This is a genomic window from Cupriavidus pampae (genome assembly GCF_914271485.1).
Lineage (GTDB): Bacteria > Pseudomonadota > Gammaproteobacteria > Burkholderiales > Burkholderiaceae > Cupriavidus > Cupriavidus pampae.
Map to the genome: position 1 here is coordinate 196482 of NZ_CAJZAG010000008.1, position 24942 is coordinate 221423.

Here is a 24942-nt window from a genome sequence, read left to right on the forward strand (position 1 = left end):
TGCTCCCCTCTCCCTCGGGGAGAGGGGCTGGGGGTGAGGGCACACGCCTTAAGCCGAGAACGTATGCTCCGGCGCCGGAAAACTCCCATCCTTCACAGCCGCCACATACGCCCGCACCGCGCCTTCGATCGAGGTCTGACCCTCCATGAAGTTGCGCACGAACTTCGCCTTGCGGCCCGGATAGACGTTGATCATGTCCTGCAGCACCAGCACCTGGCCCGTGCAATCGACCCCTGCGCCGATGCCGATGGTCGGCACCTTGAGCAGCGACGTCACGATGGCCGCGAGCGCGGCAGGCACCGCTTCCATCAGCACGATCTGCGCGCCGGCTTCCTGCAGCGCCACCGCGTCGCGCTTCAACTGCGCCGCGCTCTCGTCGGTCTTGCCTTGCACCTTGAAGCCACCGAGCGCATGCACCGATTGCGGCGTGAGCCCGATATGCGCGCACACCGGAATGCTGCGCTCGACGAGAAAACGAACCGTTGGCGCCAGCCATTCGCCGCCTTCGATCTTGACCATCTGCGCGCCCGCGCGCATCAGCTCCACCGCGCTCGCGTACGCGGCCTCCGGCGTGGCATAGGTGCCGAACGGCAGATCGGACATCAGCAGCGCGGTCTGGTTGGCGCGCGCCACGCATTCGGTGTGATACACCATGTGCGCCAGCGTGACGGGTAGCGTGGTCTGCTGGCCCTGTATCACGTTGCCGAGCGAGTCACCGACCAGTATCACCTCCACGCCGCAGTAATCGAGCAGCGCGGCAAAGCTCGAGTCGTACGCGGTCAGCATGACGATCTTTTCGCCGGCATCGCGCATCGCCTGCAGCTTGGGAATCGTGACGGTCTTGCGGGAGGGGTCGAGGAGGTAGCTCATGGGAATCCGTATTGTTATCGCGCCGCGAAATTCAGGAAGGCCCTGCGGCCCCGCATGGTTTCGATGCGCGACACTAGTGTACGGAAATCGTCGTCATTGTCCACCGGGTTGAAATGCGCGGTATCGACGATCATCACCGGCGCCTCATCATAGCGATGGAACAGTTCGCCATACGCATCGACGAGCCGCTGCAGATACGCTTCATCGACATGCGACTCGCCCGGCAGCCCGCGCCGCGCAATGCGCTCGCGTAGCAGCGATGGCGTGGCCTGCAGCATGATCACGAGGTCCGCCCGCTGCGCGCGCGGTGTCATGCGCGCGGCCAGCGCGTCGTAGAGCGCCAGTTCGTCGGCCTCGAGCGTCAGCGCCGCGTACAGGCGATCGCGCTCGTACAGGAAGTTCGTGACCATGCGTTGCGTGGCCAGCAGCGCCGCGTGCCAGTGTTCGAGCTGCTGCACGCGTGCGTTGAGGCACGACAGCTGCATCGGCAGCGCATAACGCTGCGGCTCGCGATAGAAACGTTCGAGAAAGGGACTGCGCCGTGCGCCGTCTGGCAGCTCGTTGGCCGCCAGCGCGCGTGCCAGCCGTTGCGCCAGCGCGCTTTTGCCGGAACCGACGGGACCTTCGATGACGATGCGGCGGAGATGATCGAGCATGAGGCGGCGCGCGTGATCGGCGATATCAGCTACATCAGCAGGAGGCCCGCGCGGCGGGCCGGCTCGGGGTGCGGCTCGGAGCGCAGTTCAGGGCGCGGAGGATGCTTGCTGCGCGAGCCGCGAACACTTGCATGAGGAAAACTTCTCGATGCGCTGGTCTTTGACGCTTGGCAGATGATCGGCCGCGCGGCCGCGGCCCGGAATCACGAGCTCTGGGTCGAGTTCAAGCAGCGGTACCAGCACGAACGCGCGCTCCGTAATGCGCGGATGCGGCACGGTGAGCGGCTCGCTGTCGATGATCTCGGTGCCGTACAGCAGCAGATCGAGATCGAGCGTGCGCGGCGCGTTGCGAAAGGGCCGCTCGCGTCCGAACTGGTCTTCGATGTGATGGCAGATGCGGAGCAACTGCGGCGCCGTGAAAGGTGTTTCCACCTTCACCACGGCGTTGAAATAGTCGTCACCGCCGGCATCCACCGGCGCGGTACGATAAAACGAGGATTTCGCCGCGACCGTGACCCCGATCTGCTGGGCCAAGCACACGATGGCGTCCTTCAATGCCTGGCGGGCATCGCCAACATTGGCGCCGATGCCGATATAGGCAAGTGTCATTTATGAGTCCTCCGGCTGGATGCGGCCGGACCCTTCTGCTGCGGCCTGACCCCCATCCGCCGCGTCCGTGTCGCTCCGGGAGGAAACTGTATCCGATTTCCGCGGGCTCCGCCGACGGCGCTTTTTCTTGACGCCGTCCTTCGGACCTTCGCCCTCCGGCTGCGCGTTGCGCGACGGGCGCGCCGACGCAATCAGATCCTCGCGCTGGTCGGGCGACGAGTTCTGGAAATCGGTCCACCATTGGCCGAGTTCCGCGGGTTGCTCGCCGGATTCGCAGCGCAGCAGCAGGAAGTCGAAACCGGCGCGGAAGCGCGGCGACTCGAGCAGACGATGCGGCATGCGGCCCACACGTTTCTCGAAGCGCGGCTGCATGCCCCAGATGTCTCGCATATCCGTCACGAAACGGCGCTGAATCGCGAGCTGGCCAGTCTGCTTCTCGAGCACCATGTCCATCGCGGTGTTGAGCGCGGCGATCGGATGCTCGCCTTCCTCGCGCTGACGCTCCCAGCGCTGCAGCACGTGGTGCCACAACAGCGACGCGAACAGGAAGCCCGGCGATACCGGCTTGCCAGCCTGCACACGGCGGTCGGTATTGTCGAGCGCGAGCTGCACGAAGCGCTGCCCCATCGGCTGTTCGATGGCCACGTCGAGCAGCGGCAGCAGGCCCTTGTGCAGGCCCGCCTTGCGCAGCTCCTGCAGCGAGGCCCACGCGTGGCCCGACATCAGCAGCTTGAGCATCTCGTCGAACAGACGCGCGCTCGGCACGTTGTGGATCAGCGAGGCCAGGCCCGCGATCGGCTCGCGCGTATGTTCGTCGATGGTAAAACCGGTCTTGGCCGCAAAACGCACCACACGCAGCATGCGCACCGGATCTTCGCGATAGCGCGTGACCGGATCGCCGATCATGCGCAGCGTGCGCGCGCGAATGTCCTCCATGCCGTGATGGTAGTCATGCACGGTCTGCGCGGCCGGATCGTAATACATCGCGTTGATCGTGAAGTCGCGGCGCTCCGCGTCCTCGGCCTGCGAACCCCACACGTTGTCGCGCAGCACGCGGCCCGAGGCGTCGATCGCATGCGTCTTGGTATCGAGCTCGGCGCGCTTGAGGCGGCGTCCTTCAGGCAGCGTCTCGCTGGCCACCGCGTCGACCAGCGCGCGGAACGTCGACACCTCGATGATCTCCTGCTCGCGGCCGCCGTAGAACGTCACGTGCACGATCTGGAAGCGCCGGCCGATGATGCGCGAGCGGCGGAACAGCGCCTGCACCTGATCGGGCGTGGCGTTGGTCGCGACGTCGAAGTCCTTCGGCTTGATGCCAACCAGCAGGTCGCGTACGGCGCCGCCGACGATAAAGGCCTGGTAGCCAGCCTGTTGCAGCGTCGACGTAACCTTGACCGCGTTGCGCGAGATCAGCGTGGGATCGATCTTGTGTTCGTCCACGCCGACGATGCGCGCCGTATGCGCGCGGCCGAGCAGGCGTTGTTTGGGCCCGGGCTTGCCCAGCAGCCGGTTGATGAGCTTCTTGATCACGTCAGAACAGGTCCATGATGCGCCAGCCGGCTGCGGCGGCGTGGTGGCGCAGGCGATCGTCGGGGTTGGCCGCGATCGGATCGCTGACCTTCTCGAGCAACGGCAGGTCGTTGGCGGAGTCGCTGTAGAACGTCGTGGTGCCGAAGTCCTCCCAGCGCGCGCCCAGGCCTTTCAGCCACGTTTCCACCCGCGTGATCTTGCCTTCGCGGAAGCTCGGCACGCCGGCCACTTCGCCGGTGAACGCGCTGTCGGCACGGCCGTCAGCCGTGGCGGGCTCGGTGGCGATCAGGTGCTTGATGCCGAAAGCCGCGGTGATCGGTGCGGTGACGAAGCTGTTGGTCGCGGTGACCACGGCGCACAGGTCGCCGGCTTCGAGGTGCTTGTACACGAGCGCGCGGGCCTGCGGCGTGATGACGGGGTCGATGACCTCGCGCATGAAACGGCCACGCCATTCTTCCAGGCGGTCGCGCGGATTGGCCGCCAGCGGCGCAAGCGCGAAGCGCAGGAACGCCTGGATATCGAGCGTGCCGGCCTTGTATTGCGCATAGAACTCGTCGTTCTTGCGGCGATAGGATTCCTCATCGACCACGCCCATGCGGACGAGGAAGCGGCCCCATTCGTGGTCGCTATCGGTCGGGATCAGGGTGTGGTCGAGGTCAAACAATGCCAGATTCATGGGCGGCGATTTTACCTTAAGGTGCATGAGGCGGTCGGCCGCTGGCTCTGCGAAGCAGGCGGGCGGACCCTCGGGGGGGCGGCCGGGGGGCGCGACGGGCGGATAACAGGCGCGGCGTCACTCCCGCAGTTCGGCAAACATCTCGCGCAGCAGCGGCAGCGTGACCGCGCGCTTGCGCTCGAGAGAATAAGTATCCAGAGCATCCAGCAGCGCCATCAGGCTCGGCATGTCGCGATAGTGCCGCGTGACGAGCCAGTGCGGGATTTCCGGGGACAACTGCAGGCCGCGCTCGCGCGCGGCTTGAATCAATGCGGCCATCTTGTCCTGATCCGACAGCGAAGCCACCTGATAGACCAGCCCCCAGCCGAGCCGGGTGCGGAGATCTTCACGTACGGGCATCACCCGGGGCGCGGCACCGCCCGCCACCACCAGCGCGGTACGAACGTGAGCACGCACTTCGTTGTAAAGCGAGAACACCGCGATCTGGCGGGCCTCGTCGAGCAATTCCACGTCGTCCACCGTGTAGAGCTGGCACGACGGGTCGAAAATGAAATCCGCGAGCGCGTGATGCGGGCTCAGGTAACGGCAGTTCAGCCCGGTATGGAAACCGGCGTCGCACAGCGCGTGCAACAGATGCGTGCGGCCCGAGCCGACCTCGCCCCACAGGTAGATCAGGCGATCGACGGCATGCTCGCTCGCCACGGCGCCCGACAGCTCGCGCAGGCGCTGCACTGGCTCGCGGTTCGATGCCACGACGAAATTCTCGAACGTGGACGGTGGCGGGTTGCCGAGTTCGAGCGATAGCTGCTTGGGACGCGATGACATGACGATTGAAGAGCTCGGTTTCGACTCAGGTGCGGCTCGGATATAGCTCAATGGCAGTTGAATTGTCGCTCAGTTGCAGCGCGGAGGGCGTTCATTGGGTGAGGCATTTGGGTGACGCAATCGGGGGGCACGCGGGAATAGTGGAAGCCGGGTGCCGGTATCCGTTAAAATCGCGATTCTACTGGACTCTTGCCTGCATTCCGCGTCACATGCGACCGGGCAGGGCGGTCCGAACCACCTCTTCCAAGTCAAGCAGGACTCCTATGAGCGCATCTTCGCCCACCGGCCAGGCAGGCCTTTCCTACCGCGACGCCGGTGTTGACATCGATGCCGGCGACGCGCTGGTCGACCGGATCAAGCCGTTTGCCAAGCGCACGATGCGCGAAGGCGTGATGGCTGGCATCGGCGGTTTCGGCGCGCTGTTCGAGCTGTCGAAGAAATTCCAGGAGCCGGTGCTGGTCTCCGGTACCGACGGCGTGGGCACCAAGCTCAAGCTCGCGTTCCAGCTGAACCGCCACGACACCGTGGGCCAGGATCTGGTGGCCATGAGCGTCAACGACATCCTCGTGCAGGGTGCCGAGCCGCTGTTCTTCCTCGACTACTTCGCCTGCGGCAAGCTCGATGTGGATACCGCCGCAACGGTGATCCAGGGCATCGCGCACGGTTGCGAACTGTCCGGCTGCGCGCTGATCGGCGGCGAGACCGCCGAAATGCCGAGCATGTACCCGGACGGCGAGTACGACCTGGCCGGTTTTGCGGTTGGCGCGGTGGAAAAGCGCAAGATCATCGATGGCACCACGATTACCCCGGGCGACGTCGTGCTGGGCCTGGCTTCGTCGGGCGCGCATTCCAACGGTTACTCGCTCGTGCGCAAGATCATCGATGTCGCGCGTCCGGACCTGAACGCCGATTTCCATGGTCAGCGCCTGCAGGACGCCATCATGGCGCCGACGCGCATCTACGTGAAGCCGCTGCTGTCGCTGATCGAGACGCTGCCGGTCAAGGGCATGGCCCACATCACCGGTGGTGGCCTGACCGAGAACGTGCCGCGCGTGCTGGCCGACAACCTGACCGCCGTGATCCAGAAGGACGCATGGACGCTGCCGCCGCTGTTCCAATGGCTGCAGGCGCAGGGCAATGTGGCCGACGCCGAAATGCACCGCGTGTTCAACTGCGGTATCGGCATGGTCGTGATCGTCGCGAAGGCGGATGCCGATCGCGCGATCCGTCATCTGCAGGCAGCGGGCGAGGCCGTGTACCAGATCGGCGAAATCCGCGAGCGCGCCGAAGGTCAGGCGCAGACCGTGGTGGTCTGATTGTCTGGTCGTTCGCAGCGATAAAAAAGCCGGCGCAAGCCGGCTTTTCTTATTTCGACCCCAATCGCGTGAGCGCGTCGCCGGTCACGCGGCAAATGCGCCAGTCCGGCATCACGTCGGCACCCATGGCCTCGTAGAAGTCGATCGACGGCTGGTTCCAGTCCAGCACCGACCATTCGAAACGACCGCAGCCACGCTCGAGCGCGAGTGCCGCCAGATGGCGCAGCAACGCCTTGCCGATGCCGTGGCCCCGCCAGGCGGGCTCGACGAACAAATCTTCGAGATAGAGACCGGGCTTGGCAAGGAACGTCGAAAAGTTGTGAAAGTACAACGCGAACCCTACCGCCTGGCCACCTTCCACTTCGGCTATCACCGCTTCGGCTTGCGGCCGCGCGCCGAACAGCGCGGCTTCGAGCTTCGCCGGCGTGGCTTCCACGAGGTGCGTGAGCTTCTCGTACTCGGCCAGCGCGACGATCAGGCGCAACAGCGTCGCGCTGTCGGCGGCCGTGGCGGGGCGCAGTGTGAAGGCGGTGCGGGCGTGGTCAGGCATGGGTGTGAAAGTGTCGTCAAATGTCGTGTAGGGGGAAGTCAGGCGAACGCAAGCGCCGCCACCTGCTGCACGTAATCGTCGGCGAGGCAATCGACGGTCAGCCGCTCTGGCGTGCTGCGCAGCCACGTGATCTGCCGCTTGCAGAGTTGTCGCGTGGCGACGATACCGCGCTCGCGCATGGTGGGGTAGTCGCAGGCGCCATCGAGGTATTCCCATGCCTGCCGATAGCCCACGCAGCGAATCGACGGCAGGCCCGGATGCAGATCGCCACGCGCGCGCAGCTGCTTCACCTCGTCGAGCAGACCTTGCGCGAGCATTGCATCGAAGCGCGTCTCGATGCGCGCATGCAGTACGGCGCGATCAGACGGCTCGAGCGCGATCACACGGAAGCGCGCATCGGCGCTGCCGGTGAACGTGCGCGCGGCGGCCTCGCGCGCGAGCAATGCCGACATCGGCTGCCCGGTCAGGCGATGAATCTCGAGCGCGCGCTGAATGCGCTGGGCATCGTTGGGTGCGAGGCGCGCGGCGGTCACGGGATCTACCTGCGCGAGCATCGCGTGCAGTGCGGGCCAGCCGCGCTCGGCCGCCAGCGCATCGAGTTCGGCACGCACTGCGGTATCGGCCTGGGGCAGATCGTTGAGGCCCTGCGTGAGCGCCTTGTAGTACAGCATCGTGCCGCCCACGATCAGCGGCATGCGGCCGCGCGCGCGAATCGCCTCGATCAGCCGTTCGGCATCCGCGACGAACTGCGCCGCGGAATAACTGTCGGCGGGATCCACGATATCGATCAGGTGGTGCGGTACCGCGTTCAGTTCCGCGCGCGAGGGTTTGGCGGTGCCGATATCCATTTCGCGATAGACCAGCGCGGAGTCGAGGCTGATGATCTCGATCGGCGCGCGCTCGGCCAGCGCGAGCGCGGCGGCGGTCTTGCCCGATGCGGTCGGACCCAGCAGACAGACGATCGGGGGCGTGATGGTGTGGCTCACTGCGGCGACGCTCACTGGCCGCGCAGGAATAACCGATCGAGTTCCGCGACCGATAACTGGACCCAGGTCGGCCGGCCGTGATTGCACTGGTCGGCGCGTTCGGTCTGCTCCATCTCGCGTAGTAACGCGTTCATTTCCTCGACCGTCAGCCGGCGGTTGGCGCGCACCGCGCTATGGCACGCGAGCGTCGCGAGCAGCTCGTTCTGGCGCTCGATCAGCACGCGCGAACCGCCGTACGAATGCAGGTCGCGCAGCACATCGCGGGCGAGCGCTTCGGTGTCGGCCTGCTTGAGCAGCGCGGGAATCGCGCGCACCGCGAGCGTGGTCGGCGAGACCGGCGCGATGTCGAAACCGAGCTGTCGCAGAGTGTCCTGATGCTCCTCGGCGGCACCGATCTCCACCGCGCTCGCGGGCAGCGTCACCGGAATCAGCAGCGGCTGCACCGCCAGCTCACGCGCGTCGAGCGCGGTCTTGATCTGCTCGTAAAGAATGCGTTCGTGCGCGGCGTGCATATCGACGAGCACGAGTCCACGCGCGTTCTGTGCGAGCACGTAGATGCCGTGTAATTGCGCAATCGCGTAGCCGAGCGGATGTTCATCGTCGCCGGCGCCGTCCGCGGTATCGAGGCTGGGGCGTACGAAACGCTGCGCGTCGAGCAGCCCAGGTGGATCGTCGGCCCGCGCGGCCTGCGCATCGGCCAGCCACGCGGGCGGTTGCGATGCGGGGACGTATCCCGGTGCGGTAGCGGGCGAGTAGGAGGCACCAGCGCCACCCTCGAACCCGTGGCCACGCGCGCCACCGGTCGCGTCGCGCATCATCCCGAGGTAGGCCTGACGCGGCTGCGCGATGCCCAGCTCGGTCTGACGACCCGCCGAGTAGTTGATCCATTGCGGGGCCGCCCCGGCGCCCGCACCTCCGCCCGGCAGCCCGCGTGCCGTGGCGAGCGGGTTGGCGCCACCGGCGTCGAGGCCCGCGTCGGTATGCAGGCTGTCGCCCTGTTCGCCTGCCTGCCGCGCCAGGCAGCGCTGCACGGCGTGATAGACGAACTGGTGCACCGCGCGCGACTCGCGGAAGCGCACCTCGATCTTCGACGGATGCACGTTGACGTCGACCATCTCGGGCGGCAGATCCAGGCACAGCACGTACGACGGAAAGCGGTCGCCGTGCAGCACGTCCTGATAGGCACTGCGCACCGCGTGATTCAGCAGCTTGTCGCGCACAAAGCGGCCGTTGACGAAGAAGTACTGCTGATCCGGCCGCCCGCGCGACGCCGTGGGCAGGCCCGCAAAGCCATATAGATGCAGCGTGCTCGCTTCTTCATCGAGCGGCAGCCGCGCGCGCGCAAAGTCGTCGCCGAGTACCTGCGCCGTCCGCGTGGCCACATCGCCGGCATTCCAGTGCTCGAGCGGCTTGCCGTTGTGGTGGACTGAAATCGTGACATCGGGCCGCGCCAGCGCCGCGCGCCGCACCATCTCCAGGCAATGTCCGAGCTCGGTTTGTTCCGATTTGAGGAACTTTCTGCGCGCTGGCGTGTTGAAGTACAGGTGCTGCACGTCGACCATCGTGCCGACACCGCCCGAGGCAGGCTGCAACTCGCCCGAATCGGCCGCGACCTGCGAGGCATGCGCCGCGTCCGCGGTACGGCTGGTCAGTACGAGGTGGGAGACGGATGCGATCGAGGCCAGCGCTTCGCCGCGAAAGCCAAGCGTGAGCACGGCCTCGAGTTCGTCGAGCGAAGCGATCTTGCTGGTGGCATGGCGCATCAACGCCACGGGCAGTTCGTCGGCCGGAATGCCGTAGCCGTTGTCGGTAATCACGATGCGACGGACGCCGCCTTCCTCGAGGCGGATGCCGAGTTGCGTGGTACCGGCATCGAGCGCATTCTCAAGCAGTTCCTTGACCACCGAGGCCGGCCGTTCCACCACCTCGCCGGCGGCGATCTGGCTGATCAATTGATCCGGTAAGGGTCTAATAGGCCGATTCTGGCGGATGGGTCGCAGGGGCTGGGCGGTACGGGAGGCGTCGGCAGGCATGCGGCCAATTATACGTGCGCGAGCGAACATTTTCGGCACGCGGGGCAGGGCGTGGCGCGACCACAAGTGCGCGAGGCGCCCGGCCGCTCTTGTATCATGGGGACCTTCTTTTCGGAGTGAGACTGATTTGGATACCGTACTGCAACTGCTCGACATGGTGCTCCACGTCGATAAATTCCTGGGCCAGTTCGTCCAGGATTACGGCGTCTGGGTGTATGGCATCCTGTTCGCGATCGTGTTCGCCGAAACCGGCCTCGTCGTGCTGCCGTTCCTGCCCGGCGACTCGCTGCTGTTCATTGCGGGCGCAATGTGCGCGACCGGCGCGATGAACGAGTGGATGCTGTCGGGGCTGCTGCTGGTGGCCGCCATCACCGGCAACACCGTCAACTACATGGTCGGTAGCTGGATCGGACCCAAGGTGTTCGAGCACCAGTGGCGCTTCCTCGACCAGAAATCGCTGCGCCGTACGCACGATTTCTACGAGCGCCATGGCGGCAAGACGCTCGTGATGGCCCGCTTCATCCCGATCGTGCGCACGTTTGCGCCGTTCGTGGCGGGGGTTTCGCAGATGACGTTCGCGCGCTTCCAGCTGTTCAATGTGCTGGGCGCGTTGCTGTGGGTGGTGGGGCTGGTGTTCGCGGGATACTTCTTCGGCAACCTGCCGTTCGTCAAGCAGTACCTGAACGTGATCGTACTGGCCGGTATCGGCGCGGCGGTGGTGCCCCTGGTGCTGGGCGGCATCTGGCGTCTGGTGCGCGGCGGCAAGCGCGCTTCGGTCGACCCACACTAAGCTCGACACCACCAACGAGAACGGGGCCCCTGGGCCCCGTTTTCAATTGAGGCTGCGGCTCATCATGCGCAGCGCCGGCATGCGATCGCGGATCTGCGTGGTGTCGGCCGCGTCGGGCCGGGCCTGCACATAGGCTTCCAGATCTTCCAGCGCGGGCCGGAAACACTCCAGGTTCGCATACGCGAGACCGCGGTCGCGCACTTCCTCGATCGAGTTCGGCAGCAGGATCACCAGACGGTTCTGCACCGCCAGCAGCCGCTGCCAACGCGACTCCTGCAGATAGATGGCCTTCAGATTGCGCAGCATGCGCGCGATGATCTCGCGGTGACTCGCCACCTGCAGGAACAATCCGAGCGGCACCTGATTGGAGTCGCCGACGCCTTCGCGCTCGAGGTACGGATCGAGCATCTCCTGCAACTGTTCCTTCGATAACGTATCGCCGGTCAGCGGGTCCAGTACCACCTCGCCGGCCGGAATTGTCATGCGCACGAGGAAATGGTTGGGAAACGACACGCCTTTGAGCGGCAGGCCGATCTGCTGCCCCAGCTCCATGAACAGCACCGCGAGCGAGATCGGAATCCCGCGTCGCTGCTTCATGACGACGTTGAGGTACGAATTGTCGGGATCATAGTAGTCGTTGGCGTTGGCGCCAAAACCGAGATCGCGATAGAAGAAATGATTGAGCAGGCGCAGGCGCTGAATCGCCGGCGTGCCTTCGGCGATGCGCCGTTTGAGCCGCACCGCGAGCATGTCCAGCGCGGCAAGTTCCGACTGCAGGTCCAGATCGGGATACGCATCCTGGGCGATGGAGAGCGCGGTTTCGGTCAGCGGGATGCCATGCTCGTCCGCCACGAGACTGGCGAAGTAATCCAGGACTTTCGTGGATGTCATTGCGGGTTCCTGATGGCGGCGTCTGATGCGTCGCGGCGTGTTTCCAATATAGCTACCCCAATGTCCCCCTAGCCGGTACGTCCTACCGGTACGACCTATCCGGTTCGTCCTACCCGGCCCTCCGCCGAAATGCGGAGTACCTCAGCCCCATGAGCCACAGTGTACCGAAGTAGACCACCGCCGCAAGTACCAGGCTCGACGCCATCAGCGCGATGCGCAAGCCGGGCGTTGCGCCCAGGGCGATCCAATCGAACGTGCGGGTAAACCACAGCAGCATGCCCGCGAGGATCAGCACTGCGGCCAGCAGTTGCGCCAGGAAGATGCCCCAGCCCGGCGCGGGCCGGTAGAACCCGCGTCGGCGCAGCCCGAGGAACAGCAGCAGTGCATTGACGGTGGCGCCGAAGCTGATGGAAAGCGCCAGCCCCGCATGGCCGAAGCGCGGCACGAAAAACGCGTTGGAGACCTGCGTGATCACCAGCACCAGCAGTGCGATCTTGACCGGCGTGCGAATGTCCTGACGCGCATAGAAGCCCGGCGTGAGGATCTTGATCAGAATCAGCGCGAGCAGTCCGGTGCCATAGGCCACCAACGCCTGCCGCGTCATCTCCACCGCGTGCGCGTCGAAGCGGCCGTAGTGGAAGAGCACCGCCGTCAGCGGCGTGCCGAACACGAACAGGCCCACGGCGCACGGTACCGCGAGCAGGAACGTCAGGCGCAGGCCCCAGTCGAGCAGGCCGGAATACTCCTCGCGATTGTCTTCCGCGCTGGCGCGCGACAGGCTCGGCAGCAGAATGGTGCCGAGTGCCACGCCCAGCAGCGCGGTCGGAAACTCCATCAATCGGTCCGCATAGGTCAGGTATGACACGCTGCCCGCGGCCAGGTGCGTGGCGATATTGGTATTGATGATCAGGCTGATCTGGGCCACCGACACCGCCAGCAGCGCCGGCAGCATCTGCCTGATCACGCGCCGCACGCCTTCGTCGGACCAGGCCGCGCGCACATTGAACGACACCCGCGGCATCACGCCAAGGCGGCGCAGCGCGGGAATCTGGATCGCCAGCTGCAGCACACCGCCCGCGAGCACGCCCCACGCCTGCGCGTAGATCGGCTGGGCCATATGCGGCCCCACGAACAGCGCCGCGCCGATCAGGCACAGATTCAGCAGCACCGGCGTGAACGCGGGCACGCCGAAGTTGCGCCATGTATTGAGGATGCCCGAGGCCAGCGCGACCAGCGAGATCAGGCCGATATACGGAAACATCACGCGCGTCATGAACACCGCGGCGTCATAGGTCTCGCTCTGGCCGCGGAAGCCCGTGGCCACCGCGGTCAGCACCAGCGGGGCGCCGATCACTCCGAGCGCCGAAACGGCCACCAGCACCCAGGTCATGACGGTGGACACCGCATCGATCAGTGCGCGCGTGTCGTCGAGCCCGCGTCGGCCGTTGTACTCGTTGAGGATCGGCACGAACGCCTGCGAGAATGCACCCTCGGCGAACACGCGGCGCAGCAGGTTGGGGATGCGGAAGGCGACGTTGAACGCATCGGTCATGTCCGAGGCGCCGAATGTGCGGGCAATCAGGATTTCGCGCATCAGGCCGGTGATGCGCGAGAGCATCGTCAGGCTGCTGATGGTGGCGAGCGCTTTGAGCAGGTTCAAGATGGATCGGGAAGTGCGTGGACGGGCGCCAGTCTGACGCCCGGCGCGCCGCAAAGTTGCCACCGCGCCACGGTATCAGGCGAGATGTGATGCAATCGATGCAACGGACTGGATGTGGCGCCTATTATACGGACGGCGTTGCGCGCCACCGTCGGACCGCGTTCCGCCACGCCCAACTTCTGCCTTGCCTCCGTGTCTCCCCTGTGTGTATAATCGCCGATTCGCAAGGACAGTCGCGTTCCGGATTCGTCTGCTAGGTCACCCTCCGAGAAAATCCCGGGGGCGCCCCGAGCATCCCGGGTCGCACGATGTAACTTAACGGTTGCGTCCCAGGCGTCCCAAAAAAAGTTATTCGCGTTGCCCCGGGGCACGCATTCTGAATTCAGGAAAAGAGATCAAATGGCAAATTCCGCACAAGCCCGCAAGCGCGCGCGTCAGGCCGTCGCTCAGAACGCCCATAACTCCAGCCTGCGCTCGCGTCTGCGCACCGCCGTCAAGGCCGTTCGCAAGGCGATCGACGCCGGCGACAAGGCTGCCGCTGCTGAAATCTTCAAGCAGTCGCAACACGTGATCGACAGCATTGCTGACAAGAAGATCGTGCACAAGAACAAGGCTGCACGTCACAAGTCGCGTCTGTCGGCTGCTATCAAGGCCATGGCTGTCTGATAGCTGTCCTCGTCAGGGCTTCCCCGGGAGCCCGGCAAGAAAAAAGCTCGTCGCATGACGAGCTTTTTTGTTTTCTACGCGCCCTTTTTTGGTTCGGGTGCTTGGTCTGGGTGCCTGCCCTCAATCGATCGAGCAGGCCTCCACGAGCTGCAGGTCGTTGTCGCGCGCGAAGTTCAGCACGAAGTCCAGCGCCTTGGGCTCGATGTCGCGCAGTCGCACATCCACCACCACGTTCTTGACCCCACCGATGATCACTGGCCGCACATACGGCGAGTAGGTGTAGCGGGGGTCGCCGGAGTCGCCCTCGGGCCGGAACTGCGCCATCACGCCGCACAGCCGCTCTGCCCAGTCGCTCGGACGGAAAGTCTTACCTTGCGTGGTAATGCCTTGGATGAAATATTCGCGAACGTTGGAATTCATGGGACTTGCGGGGTCGATGTCTGCGAGGCACTTTTGGTGCCGGGGCGGGCGGTGGCACTGTATGCCAAGCCCCGCGTGAATCAGCGAGTATTATATCTTATATAAGAGTTGCGCATAAGTGCCTCCCGTCGCGAGAGCGGCTGTGGGCGCCCCATTGGGGCCTACCTGCATGACGCCATTGTGACCCTGACATGGGGTGACTCCGGGCTCGCCAAAGCCTGAATAATCCCTTATGATTCTTGCAGTTAAATTGCGCAAGCGACGGAAAAGGCGGCTCTCCGACGGGCCGCCTTAATTGTTTTATGAGCTCAACCTCGATCAAGCATTACCTGCAGTTCAACGACCTCTCCGCCGAGGAGTACGAGTACCTGCTGGACCGCGCGCAGATCCTCAAGGCGAAGTTCAAGAACTACGAGACCTGGCACCCGCTGCACGATCGCACGCTGGCCATGATCTTCGAAAAGAATTCCACGCGCACGCGTCTGTCGTTCGAGGCTGGCATCCACCAGCTGGGCGGCCACGCGGTGTTTCTCAACACGCGCGATTCGCAGCTGGGACGCGGCGAGCCGATCGAGGATGCGGCACAGGTGATCTCCCGCATGGTGGACATCATCATGATCCGCACCTTCGGTCAGGAGATCCTTGAGCGCTTCGCCGCGCATTCGCGTGTGCCGGTGATCAACGGACTCACCAACGAATACCACCCGTGCCAGGTGCTGGCGGACGTCTTCACGTACATCGAGCAGCGCGGCAGCATTCGCGGCAAGGTCGTGGCGTGGATCGGCGATGCCAACAACATGGCCTACACATGGATCCAGGCCGCCGAGCGGCTCGGCTTCACGTTCCATTTCTCGGCGCCGCCTGGCTATCAGCTCGATCCGGCCATGGTGCCGGCCTCCGCGGCCAGCCTCGTGAAGGTGTTTGCCGATCCGCTGGCCGCCTGCGACGGCGCGCATCTGGTGACCACCGACGTGTGGACCAGCATGGGCTTCGAGGCCGAGAACGACGCGCGCAAGCGTGCGTTCAAGGACTGGATGGTCACCACCGCGATGATGGATCGCTCCGCGCCCGACGCGCTGTTCATGCACTGCCTGCCCGCGCACCGCGGCGAGGAAGTGGAGGCCGCGGTCATCGATGGCCCGCGCAGCGTCGTGTGGGAGGAAGCCGAGAACCGTCTGCACGTGCAGAAGGCGCTCATGGAGTATCTGCTCTGCGGCAAGTACTAAGCGCTTCAAACCAGAAAACAGGAATTGGTAAATGAGTGAAAGCCAGGCTCAGTTCGACAACAAGTTTGATAACGTAAGCGTAGTCAAGAAGGCCAATCTGTATTTCGATGGCAAGTGCGTGAGCCACACGGTGGTGTTTCCCGATGGCACGCGCAAGACGCTGGGCGTGATTTTCCCGTCGGCACTGACGTTCGGTACGGGCGCGCCCGAGATCATGGAGATCAACGGTGGATCGTGTCGCGTGCGTCTGCAGGGCGCCAGCGAATGGCAGACCTACAGCGCTGGTCAGCAGTTCAGCGTGCCGGGTGACAGCAAGTTCGACATCGAGGTCACCGAGACCCTCGATTACGTCTGCCATTTCGGTTGACCGCCTGCAACTGACCTCTGCGGCTAACCGCCGGCAGCCGGTCAGATGATGACCGGCTCCGGCTCGATGCGGACGCCGAAGCGTTCCTGCACGGTGTCCGCGATGCGGTGCGCGAGCGCGAGCAGATCGCGCGCGCTACCGCCGCCGTGGTGCACGAGCACCAGCGCCTGCTTTGCATAGACGCCCACGGGACCGTCGCTCACCCCTTTGAATCCGCATTGATCGATCAGCCATCCGGCCGCCAGCTTGTAGCGGCCGTCGGACTGGCGATAGCTGACCAGCGATGGATTGGCGGCAACCAGCGCGTCGCGCTGCGTCGCGTCGACGATCGGATTCTTGAAGAAGCTGCCCGCATTGCCGATCACGGCCGGATCGGGCAGCTTGCGCGAGCGAATGGCCACCACCGCGTCGCGGATCCGCGCGGCATCCGGTTGGTCCAGACCCTCAAGTTCCCGCGCGAGTTCGGTATATCCGAGCGCGGGCTGCCATGGCCGTGGCAGGCACAAGGTCACTGCGGTGATGATGTAACGGTCGCGGCCGGCATGCTTGAATACACTGTCGCGGTAGCCGAACGCGCATTGCGCGGCATCCAGTTCCACGAACGTCCTGGTCTGCCGGTCATAAGCGCGCACGCTCGCCAGGCGCTCGCAGAGCTCCACGCCGTAGGCACCGATGTTCTGGATGGGCGCGGCGCCGACGGTACCGGGAATCAGTGCAAGGTTTTCGAGGCCCGGCAGGCCATCGGCGATCGTGCGGCCAACCAGCCCGTGCCAGTTCTCGCCGGCGCCGGCGGTAACATGCACGCTGCCATCGGTACCCGCGCTTTCGGTCACGTGGTAGCCCGGAATCTCGATCAGCAGCACGAGGGCGTCGAGGTCGCCCGACAGCACCACGTTGCTGCCGCCGCCGAGCACGACCACCGGCAGGCCTTGCGCGCGCGGGTCGTCGAGAGCTTCAACGAGGTCTTTTTCGCTGCGCACGGACACCGCCAGACGCGCGCGGACATCGAATCCGAATGTGTTGTGGCGGCGCAGGGGATAAAATTCTCGGAAATCTGCCATGCAATTGACCAGTCGTGGTGGGCAGGATTATACGTAACCGGTCGAGCGTGCCGGCGGGCGCGCGACACCCAGGAGAAAGAAGATGCCGTCGTTCGACGTAGTATGTGAAGCAAACATGGTGGAAGTGAAGAACGCCGTGGAGCAATCCAACAAGGAAATCTTCACGCGTTTCGACTTCAAGGGCTCCGATTCGCGCATCGAGCAGAAGGAGGGCGAACTGACCGCCTTTGCCGATGACGACTTCAAGCTCAGCCAGGTCAAGGATGTGATGATCAACAAGATGGCCAAGCGCAATGTGGACGTGCGCTTCCTCGACTACGGCAAGATCGAGAAGATCAGCGGTGACAAGGTCAAGCAGGTCATCACGATCAAGAAGGGCGTGACCGGCGACCTCGCCAAGCAGATCGTCCGCATGATCAAGGACAGCAAGATCAAGGTGCAGGCGAGCATCCAGGGCGATGCCGTGCGCGTGTCGGGCACCAAGCGCGATGACCTGCAATCGGTGATCGCGCTGTTGCGCAAGGATGTATCCGACGCTCCGCTGGACTTCAACAACTTCCGCGACTGAGCCTCGCGTGCGGGCTCAGTGCGTTCTTACTGCGGCTGCTTCGGTGCGGGCAGCCCGCCAATCTTCGCGCCGGACTTGATGCCCTTCTGCGCGAACCAGCCCTTGTTCATCTCCAGCGCATAGCGCACGGCCGCGCGCGGGCAGTGATTGTCCTCGGTCTGCGGTGCCATGTCCTCGATGTTCACGATGCTGCCGTCGTCGGCCAGAAAGGCGATCGACAGCGGCAGGTTCGTGTTCTTCATCCAGAAGCAATGTCCGGCCTTCTCGTCGAACACGAACAGCATGCCGGCATTCGCGGGCATATTCTGGCGATACATGAGTCCGCGCTCGCGCGAGGCTGGATTGTCGGCCACTTCCGCATGAATGGCGTACATGCCCGCGTTCAGATTGATCGTGGGCAGCGCGCTCTGGGCGTGCGCAAGGGGTACAAAGGCGGGGGCAAAGGCGGTCAGCGCGAAAGCACAGGCGGCCAGCGAAGTCTTGAGCACGGAATGCATGGCGGGAACGTTGGAGTGGTTCGACGGCAGACCGTGAGCATAGCGCAGCACGGGCGCGCTGGGGTGGCGAGAACGGTTGCCATCACCGCGGGCCATCATGGCGGGCAACAAAAAGGCAGGCTGCCGGAGCGAGCCTGCCTTCGGATCGCGCGGGCGCTGCAGCACCCGTGCGAATGCCTGATGCGAAGATTTACTGCGCGGCCGGTGCCGAGGCAGCCTTCTTCGCAGCGTGCTTCTTGTGCGATGCCTTCTTCTTGGCGGTCTTCGAGGCAGCGGCCGGTGCGGCGGCGTCGGCAGCAGGCGCCGAAGCTTGTGCGAAAGCGCCGGTGGCGAACAGGCCGACAACCAGGGCAGCGATCAGTTTTTTCATGTGCGGAATCCTCGAATTTTGAGTGCAGTCTGGGAAAAATCGACGCGCAATTTGACGTGTCAGCCACAGAAACGACACCGTCTCGTACCGGGTTGACCACAGGAATGTACCTATTTGTAACGCCGTCTTACGGCTGTCTTTGAGTCAGCCTTTGCTCCCACCTTTGCTGTCGGGGTGGGGCGCGCTGGCAGGCCGATGGCTGCGGCCTCGACCGCGCAGGACTGCCCCGGCAGCAGGCCGAGCTCGGTCAGCCGCAGCGCGCCGATGGCCACGCGCACGAGCCGCAGCGTCGGAAATCCCACTGCTGCCGTCATACGCCGGACCTGGCGATTCTTGCCTTCGCGGATCTCGAGTTCGACCCACGTGGTCGGAATGGCGGCGCGAAAACGGATCGGCGGTTCGCGCGTCCATAGCCAGTCCGGCTCTTCCACGACCCGCGCGCGCGCCGGGCGCGTGACAAAATCGCCAAGGTCCACGCCACGCCGCAGCCGGGCGAGCGCGGCGTCGTCAGGCACGCCCTCCACCTGCGCCAGATAGATCTTGGCGAGCTTGTGTTCGGGATCGGCGATGCGGGCCTGCAGCGCGCCGTCGTCGGTCAGCAGAAGCAGCCCCTCGCTGTCGGCATCGAGCCGGCCGGCGGGATAGACATCGGGCACGTGCACGCAATCGGCCAGCGTGGGCCGCGAAGGGTGCGGCGAAAACTGGCTCATGGTGTTGAACGGCTTGTTGAGGGCAATCAGCGTCATGGGCGCAGATTATGCCCGTGCTTGAGCCAGTCACGGCCCGATCGCAGCGGAGCAATATGGCGGCATGGCGCGGTTTGCTGCAAAATGCCTCGCGACGCGAATGAGGAGACGCTTATGTACCAGCACATCAAGATTCCCGCAGGCGAGAAGATCACGGTCAACGAAGACGGTTCGCTGAACGTGCCGGACCAGCCGATCATCCCGTACATCGAGGGCGACGGTACCGGCATCGATATCACGCCGGTCATGCTGCGCGTCGTCGATGCGGCCGTGGCCAAGAGCTACGGCGACAAGCGTCGCATTGCGTGGATGGAGATCTATGCCGGCGCCAAATCGACGCGCGTGTACGGCCCCGACGTGTGGCTGCCCGATGAAACGCTGGATGCCGTCCGGGAGTACGTGGTCGCCATCAAGGGACCGCTGACCACGCCGGTCGGTGGCGGCATCCGCTCGCTCAACGTCACGCTGCGCCAGCAGCTGGACCTGTACGTGTGCCTGCGTCCGGTGCGTTATTTCAAGGGTGTGCCATCGCCGGTACGCGAGCCGGAGAAGACGAACATGGTGATCTTCCGCGAGAACTCGGAAGACATTTATGCGGGTCTGGAATGGGCGGCGGAAAGTGCGAATGCGAAAAAACTGATCGCGTTCCTGCAGAACGAGATGGGCGTGCACAAGATCCGCTTTCCCGAGAGTTCGGGCATCGGCATCAAGCCGGTGTCGCGCGAAGGCACGCAGCGGCTCGTGCGCAAGGCCATCCAGTACGCGATCGACCACGACCGGCCGTCGGTCACGCTCGTGCACAAGGGCAACATCATGAAGTTCACCGAGGGCGCGTTCCGCGACTGGGGCTACGAACTCGCGCAGCAGGAATTCGGTGCCGAACTCGTCGATGGCGGGCCATGGTGCAGGCTGCGCAACCCGAAGACGGGCCGCAACATCGTGATCAAGGACACCATCGCCGACGCGTTCCTGCAACAGATCCTGCTACGCCCGGCCGAATACTCGGTCATCGCCACGCTCAACCTCAATGGCGACTATATCTCCGACGCGCTGGCCGCGCAGGTGGGCGGGGTCGGCATCGCGCCCGGCGCGAACATGTCGGACTCGGTGGCGATGTTCGAAGCCACGCACGGCACCGCGCCTAAGTATGCGGGCAAGGACTACGTGAATCCGGGCTCGGAAATCCTGTCGGCCGAAATGATGCTGCGGCATATGGGCTGGACCGAAGCCGCGGACCTGATCATCGCATCGATGGAACGCGCGATTCTGTCGAAGAAGGTGACCTACGACTTCGCGCGCCAGCTCGAAGGCGCGACGCAGGTCTCGTGCTCCGGCTTTGGCCAGGTGATGATCGACAACATGTAGCCAGGGTCAGCCCTCGACCTTGCGATCGTTCAGTTTCTGAACTGGCCGCGCGTTCATGGGATAGAGCCGGCGGAAAGTGTCGAGTTGCGCGGGCGAGATCCGCACGGGCTGCTTGAGCACGCGCCATTGCACGCCTTCGCTGCAGGGCGGGGTGGTCAGCGAACCGGTGAACGCGTAATACGCGCGCTCGGCCGGCAGGAACGCGCTGGCGTCGAGTGCGTGCGCCAGCTTCACTGACTTGCCCACGCGCTTCGGCATCGCCGCGAAGATTGGGGCCAGCGCCGCGTTGTCTTCCCCCTCCTCGAACATGACTGCGACCACCGCGAGATTGCCGGCGCCGTCGCGATGCACGAGGTGCGCCGCCATCGGATAGACCTTGCCAGCGAAGCGCTCTTCGCTGGGTGTATGGAAGTGAATGTTCGCCAGCTGGTAGGCGATGGCATCCACGCGGATGCTGCCGCCGTCCCGCACATCGAACTCGACGGTATGGCCGTTATTGACGACCGATGCGGCGCCCGCGGTATAGGCGAAGTCGACCGGCACCGGCTTGCCCGTGCTGGTGTCGCGAATATCGATCGGCGATTGCGCATGGCCGAGCTTGCAGGTGGCGTAGGCCGGGTCGAGCTCGGCCCAGTGCTCGGGCCCGGTCTTGCCGGCATAGCTCCAGTGAGCCGGGCCAGCGTGCTCGCGGCCTTGGGTGGTGCCGAACCAGGCGGCGGTGCCGAGCAGGGCGAGGGAAAGAATGGTGCGTTTGATCATGACAATGCAAATTGGGAAAAATCCGACGCACACTGTCGTGGAACGCGCGTCCTCCCACCTTGCTTCGGCGCAAGAGCCTGTCATCTTTAGGAAAAATGCTATCTAAAGCGCTGTGCCAGACAAACAAAAAGCCCGGAGATCTCCGGGCTTTTTGCTGGACGCGGGGTCTGATCCCGTTCCGGTAGCGTACCGCTCCCTCGCATCCAGGGGACCGTCGAGCTCTATGGCCGGTACGGTCGGCGCACGATTTACACGCCGTCCTGAATGTTCGTGGCCTGCTTGCCCTTGGGGCCCTGGACCACTTCAAACGAGACGCGCTGGCCTTCCTTCAGCGTTTTGAAACCTGCCATCTGGATGGCCGAAAAGTGCGCAAACAGTTCTTCTTCGCCGTCGTCCGGCTTGATGAACCCAAAGCCTTTGGCGTCATTGAACCATTTGACGATACCGCTTGCCATAAACTCCCCCAACGAAATAACAGTTTCAAGCGGGGGACAAGGTTCGGACGCAAGCCTCCCGCTCACGGATCCATCCTAGGACGACCTTGTATGCTTTGGCTCGCCGGCCGTGCCTGGATGTGCGATCGATTTTTCTGGCAAACCAAAAGGCTGTCAAGCTGGCAGATTCCCCACTGGGCGTAGGGTGTGGCGGGATTGAAACGGCTGGCAATGGTACCTTGGAGGCCGTGCACCGGCGCGCGTCAGGCACGCCGGTTGTGCGAGCTTCGCCGGTGCGAGGCTGCACCAGCAACGTGCGTGGCGTGCGACTTACCGTGCGCTGTCACACGCAGGATCGCGGTTAAGATTTTTCGCAGTAGCCGGGTCTTGAATCCGGCGGCTTTTCCCCAAATTGCAGACTTGTGAGTAAGGGTTAGAATAAGGCCATGGTTACACGGCTGGCGAATACCCCACAACGCGAAGCAGGCACCGTCATCGAACGGCGAGAGCAGCAGCTCAAGCCCCCGGCGATGTACAAGGTGGTCCTGCTCAATGACGACTACACTCCTATGGAGTTCGTCGTGATGATCCTGCAGCAGTATTTCAGCAGGGACCGGGAGACGGCGACGCAGATCATGCTCACCGTCCACCGGGAAGGCAAGGGTGTCTGCGGCATCTACACGAGAGATATCGCGGCGACCAAGGTGGAATTAGTGTCAACCCATGCGCGGCAGGCGGGGCATCCCCTGCAGTGCGTGATGGAGGAAGCATGATTGCGCAAGAATTGGAAGTAAGCCTGCATATGGCTTTCGTCGAGGCCCGCCAGGCCCGCCACGAGTTCATTACCGTGGAACACCTGCTGCTGGCGCTGCTCGACAATCCCACGGCAGCCGAGGTGTTGCGCGCGTGCGCGGCCAACATCGAGGACTTGCGCACAAGCCTGAAGAATTTCATCGCCGACAACACACCGGTGGTGCCAGGCAGCGATGAGGTCGACACGCAGCCGACGCTGGGTTTCCAGCGCGTGATCCAGCGCGCGATCATGCACGTCCAGTCAACTTCCAACGGCAAGAAGGAAGTGACAGGTGCCAACGTGCTCGTGGCGATCTTCGGCGAGAAGGACTCCCACGCGGTGTACTACCTGCAGCAGCAGGGCGTTACGCGCCTGGACGTGGTCAACTTTATCAGCCACGGGATCCGCAAGGACCAGGCCGAGCCGGCCAAGCACGGTGAAGGCAATCCCGAAGGCGAGGGCGGTGACGGCAAGGAAAGCCCGCTCGAGCAGTACACGCAGAATCTGAACACGCTGGCCAAGGCCGGCAAGATCGATCCGTTGATCGGCCGCGAGAGCGAAGTGGAGCGCGTGGTGCAGGTCCTGTGCCGCCGCCGCAAGAACAATCCGTTGCTCGTGGGCGAAGCCGGCGTGGGCAAGACCGCGATCGCGGAAGGGCTCGCATGGCGCATCACCAAGAACGAAGTGCCCGACATCCTCGAGAAGGCGGTCGTGTACTCGCTCGACATGGGCGCGCTGCTGGCCGGTACCAAGTACCGCGGCGATTTCGAGCAACGTCTCAAGGGCGTGCTGAAGTCGCTCAAGGACAATCCGAACGCGATCCTGTTTATCGATGAAATCCACACGCTGATCGGCGCGGGCGCCGCGTCGGGCGGCACGCTGGACGCGAGCAACCTGCTCAAGCCGGCGCTGTCGTCGGGCCAGCTCAAGTGCATCGGCGCCACCACGTTCACTGAATATCGCGGCATCTTCGAGAAGGATGCGGCGCTGTCACGCCGGTTCCAGAAGATCGACGTGGTCGAACCCACGGTCGATCAGACGGTGCAGATCCTGCGCGGTCTGAAGTCGCGCTTCGAAGAGCACCACGGCGTGAAGTACGCGGCGTCGGCGCTGACGGCCGCGGCAGAGTTGTCGGCACGGTTTATCACCGACCGTCATCTGCCGGATAAGGCGATCGATGTGATCGATGAGGCGGGTGCCGCACAACGCATCCTGCCCAAGTCGAAGCAGAAGAAGACTATCGGCAAGGGCGAGATCGAGGACATCGTCTCGCGCATCGCACGCATCCCGCCGCAAAGCGTGAACCAGGACGACCGCAGCAAGCTGCAGACGCTCGAGCGTGACCTGAAGTCGGTGGTGTTCGGTCAGGACCCGGCGATCGAAGCACTGGCATCGGCCATCAAGATGTCGCGTGCGGGTCTGGGCAAGACGGACAAGCCGATCGGTTCGTTCCTGTTCTCGGGTCCGACCGGCGTCGGCAAGACGGAAGTGGCCAAGCAGCTCGCGTTCATCATGGGCATCGAGTTGCTGCGCTTCGACATGTCGGAATACATGGAGCGCCATGCGGTAAGCCGCCTGATCGGCGCGCCGCCGGGATATGTCGGGTTTGATCAAGGTGGTTTATTGACCGAAGCCGTGACGAAGAAGCCGCATTGCGTGTTGCTGCTCGATGAAATCGAGAAGGCGCATCCGGATATCTTCAATATTCTGCTGCAGGTCATGGACCACGGTTCGCTGACCGACAACAACGGCCGTCGGGCGGATTTCCGCAACGTGATCATCATCATGACCACGAATGCGGGCGCCGAGACCATGAACCGGGCGACGATCGGTTTCACGACCGCGCGCGAGCAGGGCGACGAGATGGCCGACATCAAGCGCATGTTCACGCCGGAGTTCCGCAACCGTCTGGATGCGACCATCAGCTTCCGTTCGCTGGACGAGGAAATCATCCTGCGTGTCGTGGACAAGTTCCTGATGCAGCTGGAAGAGCAGTTGCACGAGAAGAAGGTGGAAGCCAGCTTCACCGAGCGACTGCGCAAGTTCCTCGCGAAGAAGGGCTTCGATCCGCTGATGGGCGCGCGACCGATGCAACGTCTGATCCAGGACATGATCCGCAAGGGGCTGGCCGACGAGTTGCTGTTTGGCCGACTGGTAAGCGGCGGCAAGGTCGCGGTGGATCTGGACGAGCAGGATCAGATCAAGCTGACCTTCTCCGAGGCCGATCCGGAACCGCCCGAGGCGCCGGAAAGCGAGCAACGCGCGGAGGCCTGAAAAC

At 64.1% G+C, this 24942-nt stretch carries 27 protein-coding genes; 9 read left to right on the plus strand and 18 right to left on the minus strand.

Features of this window, described 5'->3' with window-relative positions; genetic code table 11:
- Positions 1 to 48: 48 nt before the first annotated feature.
- The 6 genes from panB to hda form a co-directional block, all read right to left on the minus strand.
- Positions 49 to 870 (minus strand): 3-methyl-2-oxobutanoate hydroxymethyltransferase, encoded by an 822-nt coding sequence (panB, locus tag LDO41_RS20925; RefSeq protein WP_223991685.1) that lies wholly within the window; start codon positions 868 to 870, stop codon positions 49 to 51.
- Positions 871 to 884: 14 nt separating this feature from the next.
- The gene (locus LDO41_RS20930) at positions 885 to 1526 is read right to left on the minus strand and encodes a deoxynucleoside kinase (RefSeq protein WP_223991687.1); all 642 of its coding nucleotides are present in this window, start codon (positions 1524 to 1526) and stop codon (positions 885 to 887) included.
- A gap of 87 nt (positions 1527 to 1613) precedes the next feature.
- The gene (gene folK, locus LDO41_RS20935; protein ID WP_223991689.1) at positions 1614 to 2135 is read right to left on the minus strand and encodes a 2-amino-4-hydroxy-6-hydroxymethyldihydropteridine diphosphokinase; all 522 of its coding nucleotides are present in this window, start codon (positions 2133 to 2135) and stop codon (positions 1614 to 1616) included.
- The gene (gene pcnB / locus LDO41_RS20940) at positions 2136 to 3665 is read right to left on the minus strand and encodes a polynucleotide adenylyltransferase PcnB (RefSeq protein ID WP_223991690.1); all 1530 of its coding nucleotides are present in this window, start codon (positions 3663 to 3665) and stop codon (positions 2136 to 2138) included.
- Between the two features lies 1 nt (position 3666).
- A complete protein-coding gene (locus tag LDO41_RS20945) occupies positions 3667 to 4341 on the minus strand; it encodes a histidinol-phosphatase (protein ID WP_223991692.1) in 675 nt (224 codons plus the stop codon).
- 117 nt (positions 4342 to 4458) lie between these two features.
- Complete coding sequence (gene hda, locus LDO41_RS20950) at positions 4459 to 5166, minus strand: DnaA regulatory inactivator Hda (RefSeq protein ID WP_223991695.1); 708 nt, start codon at positions 5164 to 5166, stop codon at positions 4459 to 4461.
- A gap of 263 nt (positions 5167 to 5429) precedes the next feature.
- Between hda and purM the strand changes: the two genes are divergently transcribed.
- Positions 5430 to 6482: a phosphoribosylformylglycinamidine cyclo-ligase gene (gene purM, locus LDO41_RS20955; RefSeq protein ID WP_223991696.1), complete on the plus strand. Its 1053-nt coding sequence runs from the start codon at positions 5430 to 5432 to the stop codon at positions 6480 to 6482.
- A 49-nt stretch (positions 6483 to 6531) separates the two neighbouring features.
- On the opposite strand, the gene LDO41_RS20960 is transcribed toward purM, so the two are convergent.
- Genes LDO41_RS20960 through mutL form a run of 3 tightly spaced genes read right to left on the minus strand, consistent with a single transcriptional unit; the run spans position 6532 to position 10051 of the window.
- Entirely contained in the window at positions 6532 to 7032 is a 501-nt protein-coding gene (locus LDO41_RS20960) for a GNAT family N-acetyltransferase (protein ID WP_223991698.1), read from the minus strand.
- Positions 7033 to 7070: 38 nt separating this feature from the next.
- The gene (gene miaA / locus LDO41_RS20965) at positions 7071 to 8033 is read right to left on the minus strand and encodes a tRNA (adenosine(37)-N6)-dimethylallyltransferase MiaA (protein ID WP_223991700.1); all 963 of its coding nucleotides are present in this window, start codon (positions 8031 to 8033) and stop codon (positions 7071 to 7073) included.
- Positions 8030 to 10051 (minus strand): DNA mismatch repair endonuclease MutL, encoded by a 2022-nt coding sequence (gene mutL, locus LDO41_RS20970; protein WP_223991701.1) that lies wholly within the window; start codon positions 10049 to 10051, stop codon positions 8030 to 8032. Before mutL ends, miaA begins: the two co-directional genes overlap by 4 nt.
- A gap of 154 nt (positions 10052 to 10205) precedes the next feature.
- On the opposite strand from mutL, the gene LDO41_RS20975 reads away from it, so the two are divergent.
- Positions 10206 to 10841, plus strand: coding sequence for a VTT domain-containing protein (locus LDO41_RS20975; protein ID WP_223992084.1), 636 nt, complete (start codon positions 10206 to 10208; stop codon positions 10839 to 10841).
- A 42-nt stretch (positions 10842 to 10883) separates the two neighbouring features.
- Here the strand turns inward: LDO41_RS20975 and LDO41_RS20980 are convergent, their stop codons facing one another.
- On the minus strand, positions 10884 to 11732 hold the full coding sequence (locus tag LDO41_RS20980; RefSeq protein WP_223991703.1) for a SirB1 family protein: 849 nt from the start codon (positions 11730 to 11732) through the stop codon (positions 10884 to 10886).
- A 109-nt stretch (positions 11733 to 11841) separates the two neighbouring features.
- Positions 11842 to 13392, minus strand: coding sequence for a murein biosynthesis integral membrane protein MurJ (murJ, locus tag LDO41_RS20985; RefSeq protein WP_223991705.1), 1551 nt, complete (start codon positions 13390 to 13392; stop codon positions 11842 to 11844).
- 399 nt (positions 13393 to 13791) lie between these two features.
- Between murJ and rpsT the strand changes: the two genes are divergently transcribed.
- Positions 13792 to 14058, plus strand: a complete 267-nt coding sequence (gene rpsT / locus LDO41_RS20990) for a 30S ribosomal protein S20 (RefSeq protein WP_223991706.1) — start codon at positions 13792 to 13794, stop codon at positions 14056 to 14058.
- A gap of 120 nt (positions 14059 to 14178) precedes the next feature.
- Here rpsT and LDO41_RS20995 read toward each other — a convergent pair whose 3' ends face one another.
- Entirely contained in the window at positions 14179 to 14478 is a 300-nt protein-coding gene (locus LDO41_RS20995; RefSeq protein ID WP_223991707.1) for a DUF3579 domain-containing protein, read from the minus strand.
- A 302-nt stretch (positions 14479 to 14780) separates the two neighbouring features.
- On the opposite strand from LDO41_RS20995, the gene argF reads away from it, so the two are divergent.
- Both argF and ppnP read left to right on the plus strand, forming a co-directional pair.
- A complete protein-coding gene (gene argF, locus LDO41_RS21000) occupies positions 14781 to 15704 on the plus strand; it encodes an ornithine carbamoyltransferase (protein ID WP_223991708.1) in 924 nt (307 codons plus the stop codon).
- A 31-nt stretch (positions 15705 to 15735) separates the two neighbouring features.
- Complete coding sequence (gene ppnP / locus LDO41_RS21005) at positions 15736 to 16071, plus strand: pyrimidine/purine nucleoside phosphorylase (protein WP_223991709.1); 336 nt, start codon at positions 15736 to 15738, stop codon at positions 16069 to 16071.
- A 41-nt stretch (positions 16072 to 16112) separates the two neighbouring features.
- On the opposite strand, the gene murB is transcribed toward ppnP, so the two are convergent.
- Positions 16113 to 17132 carry a UDP-N-acetylmuramate dehydrogenase gene (gene murB, locus LDO41_RS21010; RefSeq protein ID WP_223991710.1) on the minus strand — a complete coding sequence of 340 codons (1020 nt, stop codon included), beginning with the start codon at positions 17130 to 17132 and terminating at the stop codon, positions 16113 to 16115.
- An 82-nt stretch (positions 17133 to 17214) separates the two neighbouring features.
- On the opposite strand from murB, the gene LDO41_RS21015 reads away from it, so the two are divergent.
- On the plus strand, positions 17215 to 17700 hold the full coding sequence (locus LDO41_RS21015; protein WP_223991711.1) for a YajQ family cyclic di-GMP-binding protein: 486 nt from the start codon (positions 17215 to 17217) through the stop codon (positions 17698 to 17700).
- A 26-nt stretch (positions 17701 to 17726) separates the two neighbouring features.
- Here LDO41_RS21015 and LDO41_RS21020 read toward each other — a convergent pair whose 3' ends face one another.
- The 3 genes from LDO41_RS21020 to LDO41_RS21030 form a co-directional block, all read right to left on the minus strand.
- The gene (locus LDO41_RS21020) at positions 17727 to 18197 is read right to left on the minus strand and encodes a DUF192 domain-containing protein (protein WP_223992087.1); all 471 of its coding nucleotides are present in this window, start codon (positions 18195 to 18197) and stop codon (positions 17727 to 17729) included.
- 190 nt (positions 18198 to 18387) lie between these two features.
- Entirely contained in the window at positions 18388 to 18567 is a 180-nt protein-coding gene (locus LDO41_RS21025; protein WP_223991712.1) for a hypothetical protein, read from the minus strand.
- Positions 18568 to 18677: 110 nt separating this feature from the next.
- Entirely contained in the window at positions 18678 to 19313 is a 636-nt protein-coding gene (locus LDO41_RS21030; RefSeq protein WP_223991714.1) for a pseudouridine synthase, read from the minus strand.
- A 114-nt stretch (positions 19314 to 19427) separates the two neighbouring features.
- Between LDO41_RS21030 and icd the strand changes: the two genes are divergently transcribed.
- A complete protein-coding gene (gene icd, locus LDO41_RS21035; RefSeq protein WP_223991716.1) occupies positions 19428 to 20678 on the plus strand; it encodes an NADP-dependent isocitrate dehydrogenase in 1251 nt (416 codons plus the stop codon).
- 6 nt (positions 20679 to 20684) lie between these two features.
- On the opposite strand, the gene LDO41_RS21040 is transcribed toward icd, so the two are convergent.
- Together LDO41_RS21040 and LDO41_RS21045 are read right to left on the minus strand one after the other, a co-directional pair.
- Positions 20685 to 21437: a carbonic anhydrase gene (locus LDO41_RS21040; protein ID WP_223991718.1), complete on the minus strand. Its 753-nt coding sequence runs from the start codon at positions 21435 to 21437 to the stop codon at positions 20685 to 20687.
- Positions 21438 to 21685: 248 nt separating this feature from the next.
- Positions 21686 to 21892, minus strand: coding sequence for a cold-shock protein (locus tag LDO41_RS21045; RefSeq protein WP_223991720.1), 207 nt, complete (start codon positions 21890 to 21892; stop codon positions 21686 to 21688).
- A 425-nt stretch (positions 21893 to 22317) separates the two neighbouring features.
- On the opposite strand from LDO41_RS21045, the gene clpS reads away from it, so the two are divergent.
- Both clpS and clpA read left to right on the plus strand, forming a co-directional pair.
- Positions 22318 to 22644, plus strand: coding sequence for an ATP-dependent Clp protease adapter ClpS (gene clpS / locus LDO41_RS21050; RefSeq protein ID WP_167468394.1), 327 nt, complete (start codon positions 22318 to 22320; stop codon positions 22642 to 22644).
- Positions 22641 to 24938 carry an ATP-dependent Clp protease ATP-binding subunit ClpA gene (gene clpA, locus LDO41_RS21055; RefSeq protein WP_223991722.1) on the plus strand — a complete coding sequence of 766 codons (2298 nt, stop codon included), beginning with the start codon at positions 22641 to 22643 and terminating at the stop codon, positions 24936 to 24938. Before clpS ends, clpA begins: the two co-directional genes overlap by 4 nt.
- Positions 24939 to 24942: the final 4 nt, after the last annotated feature.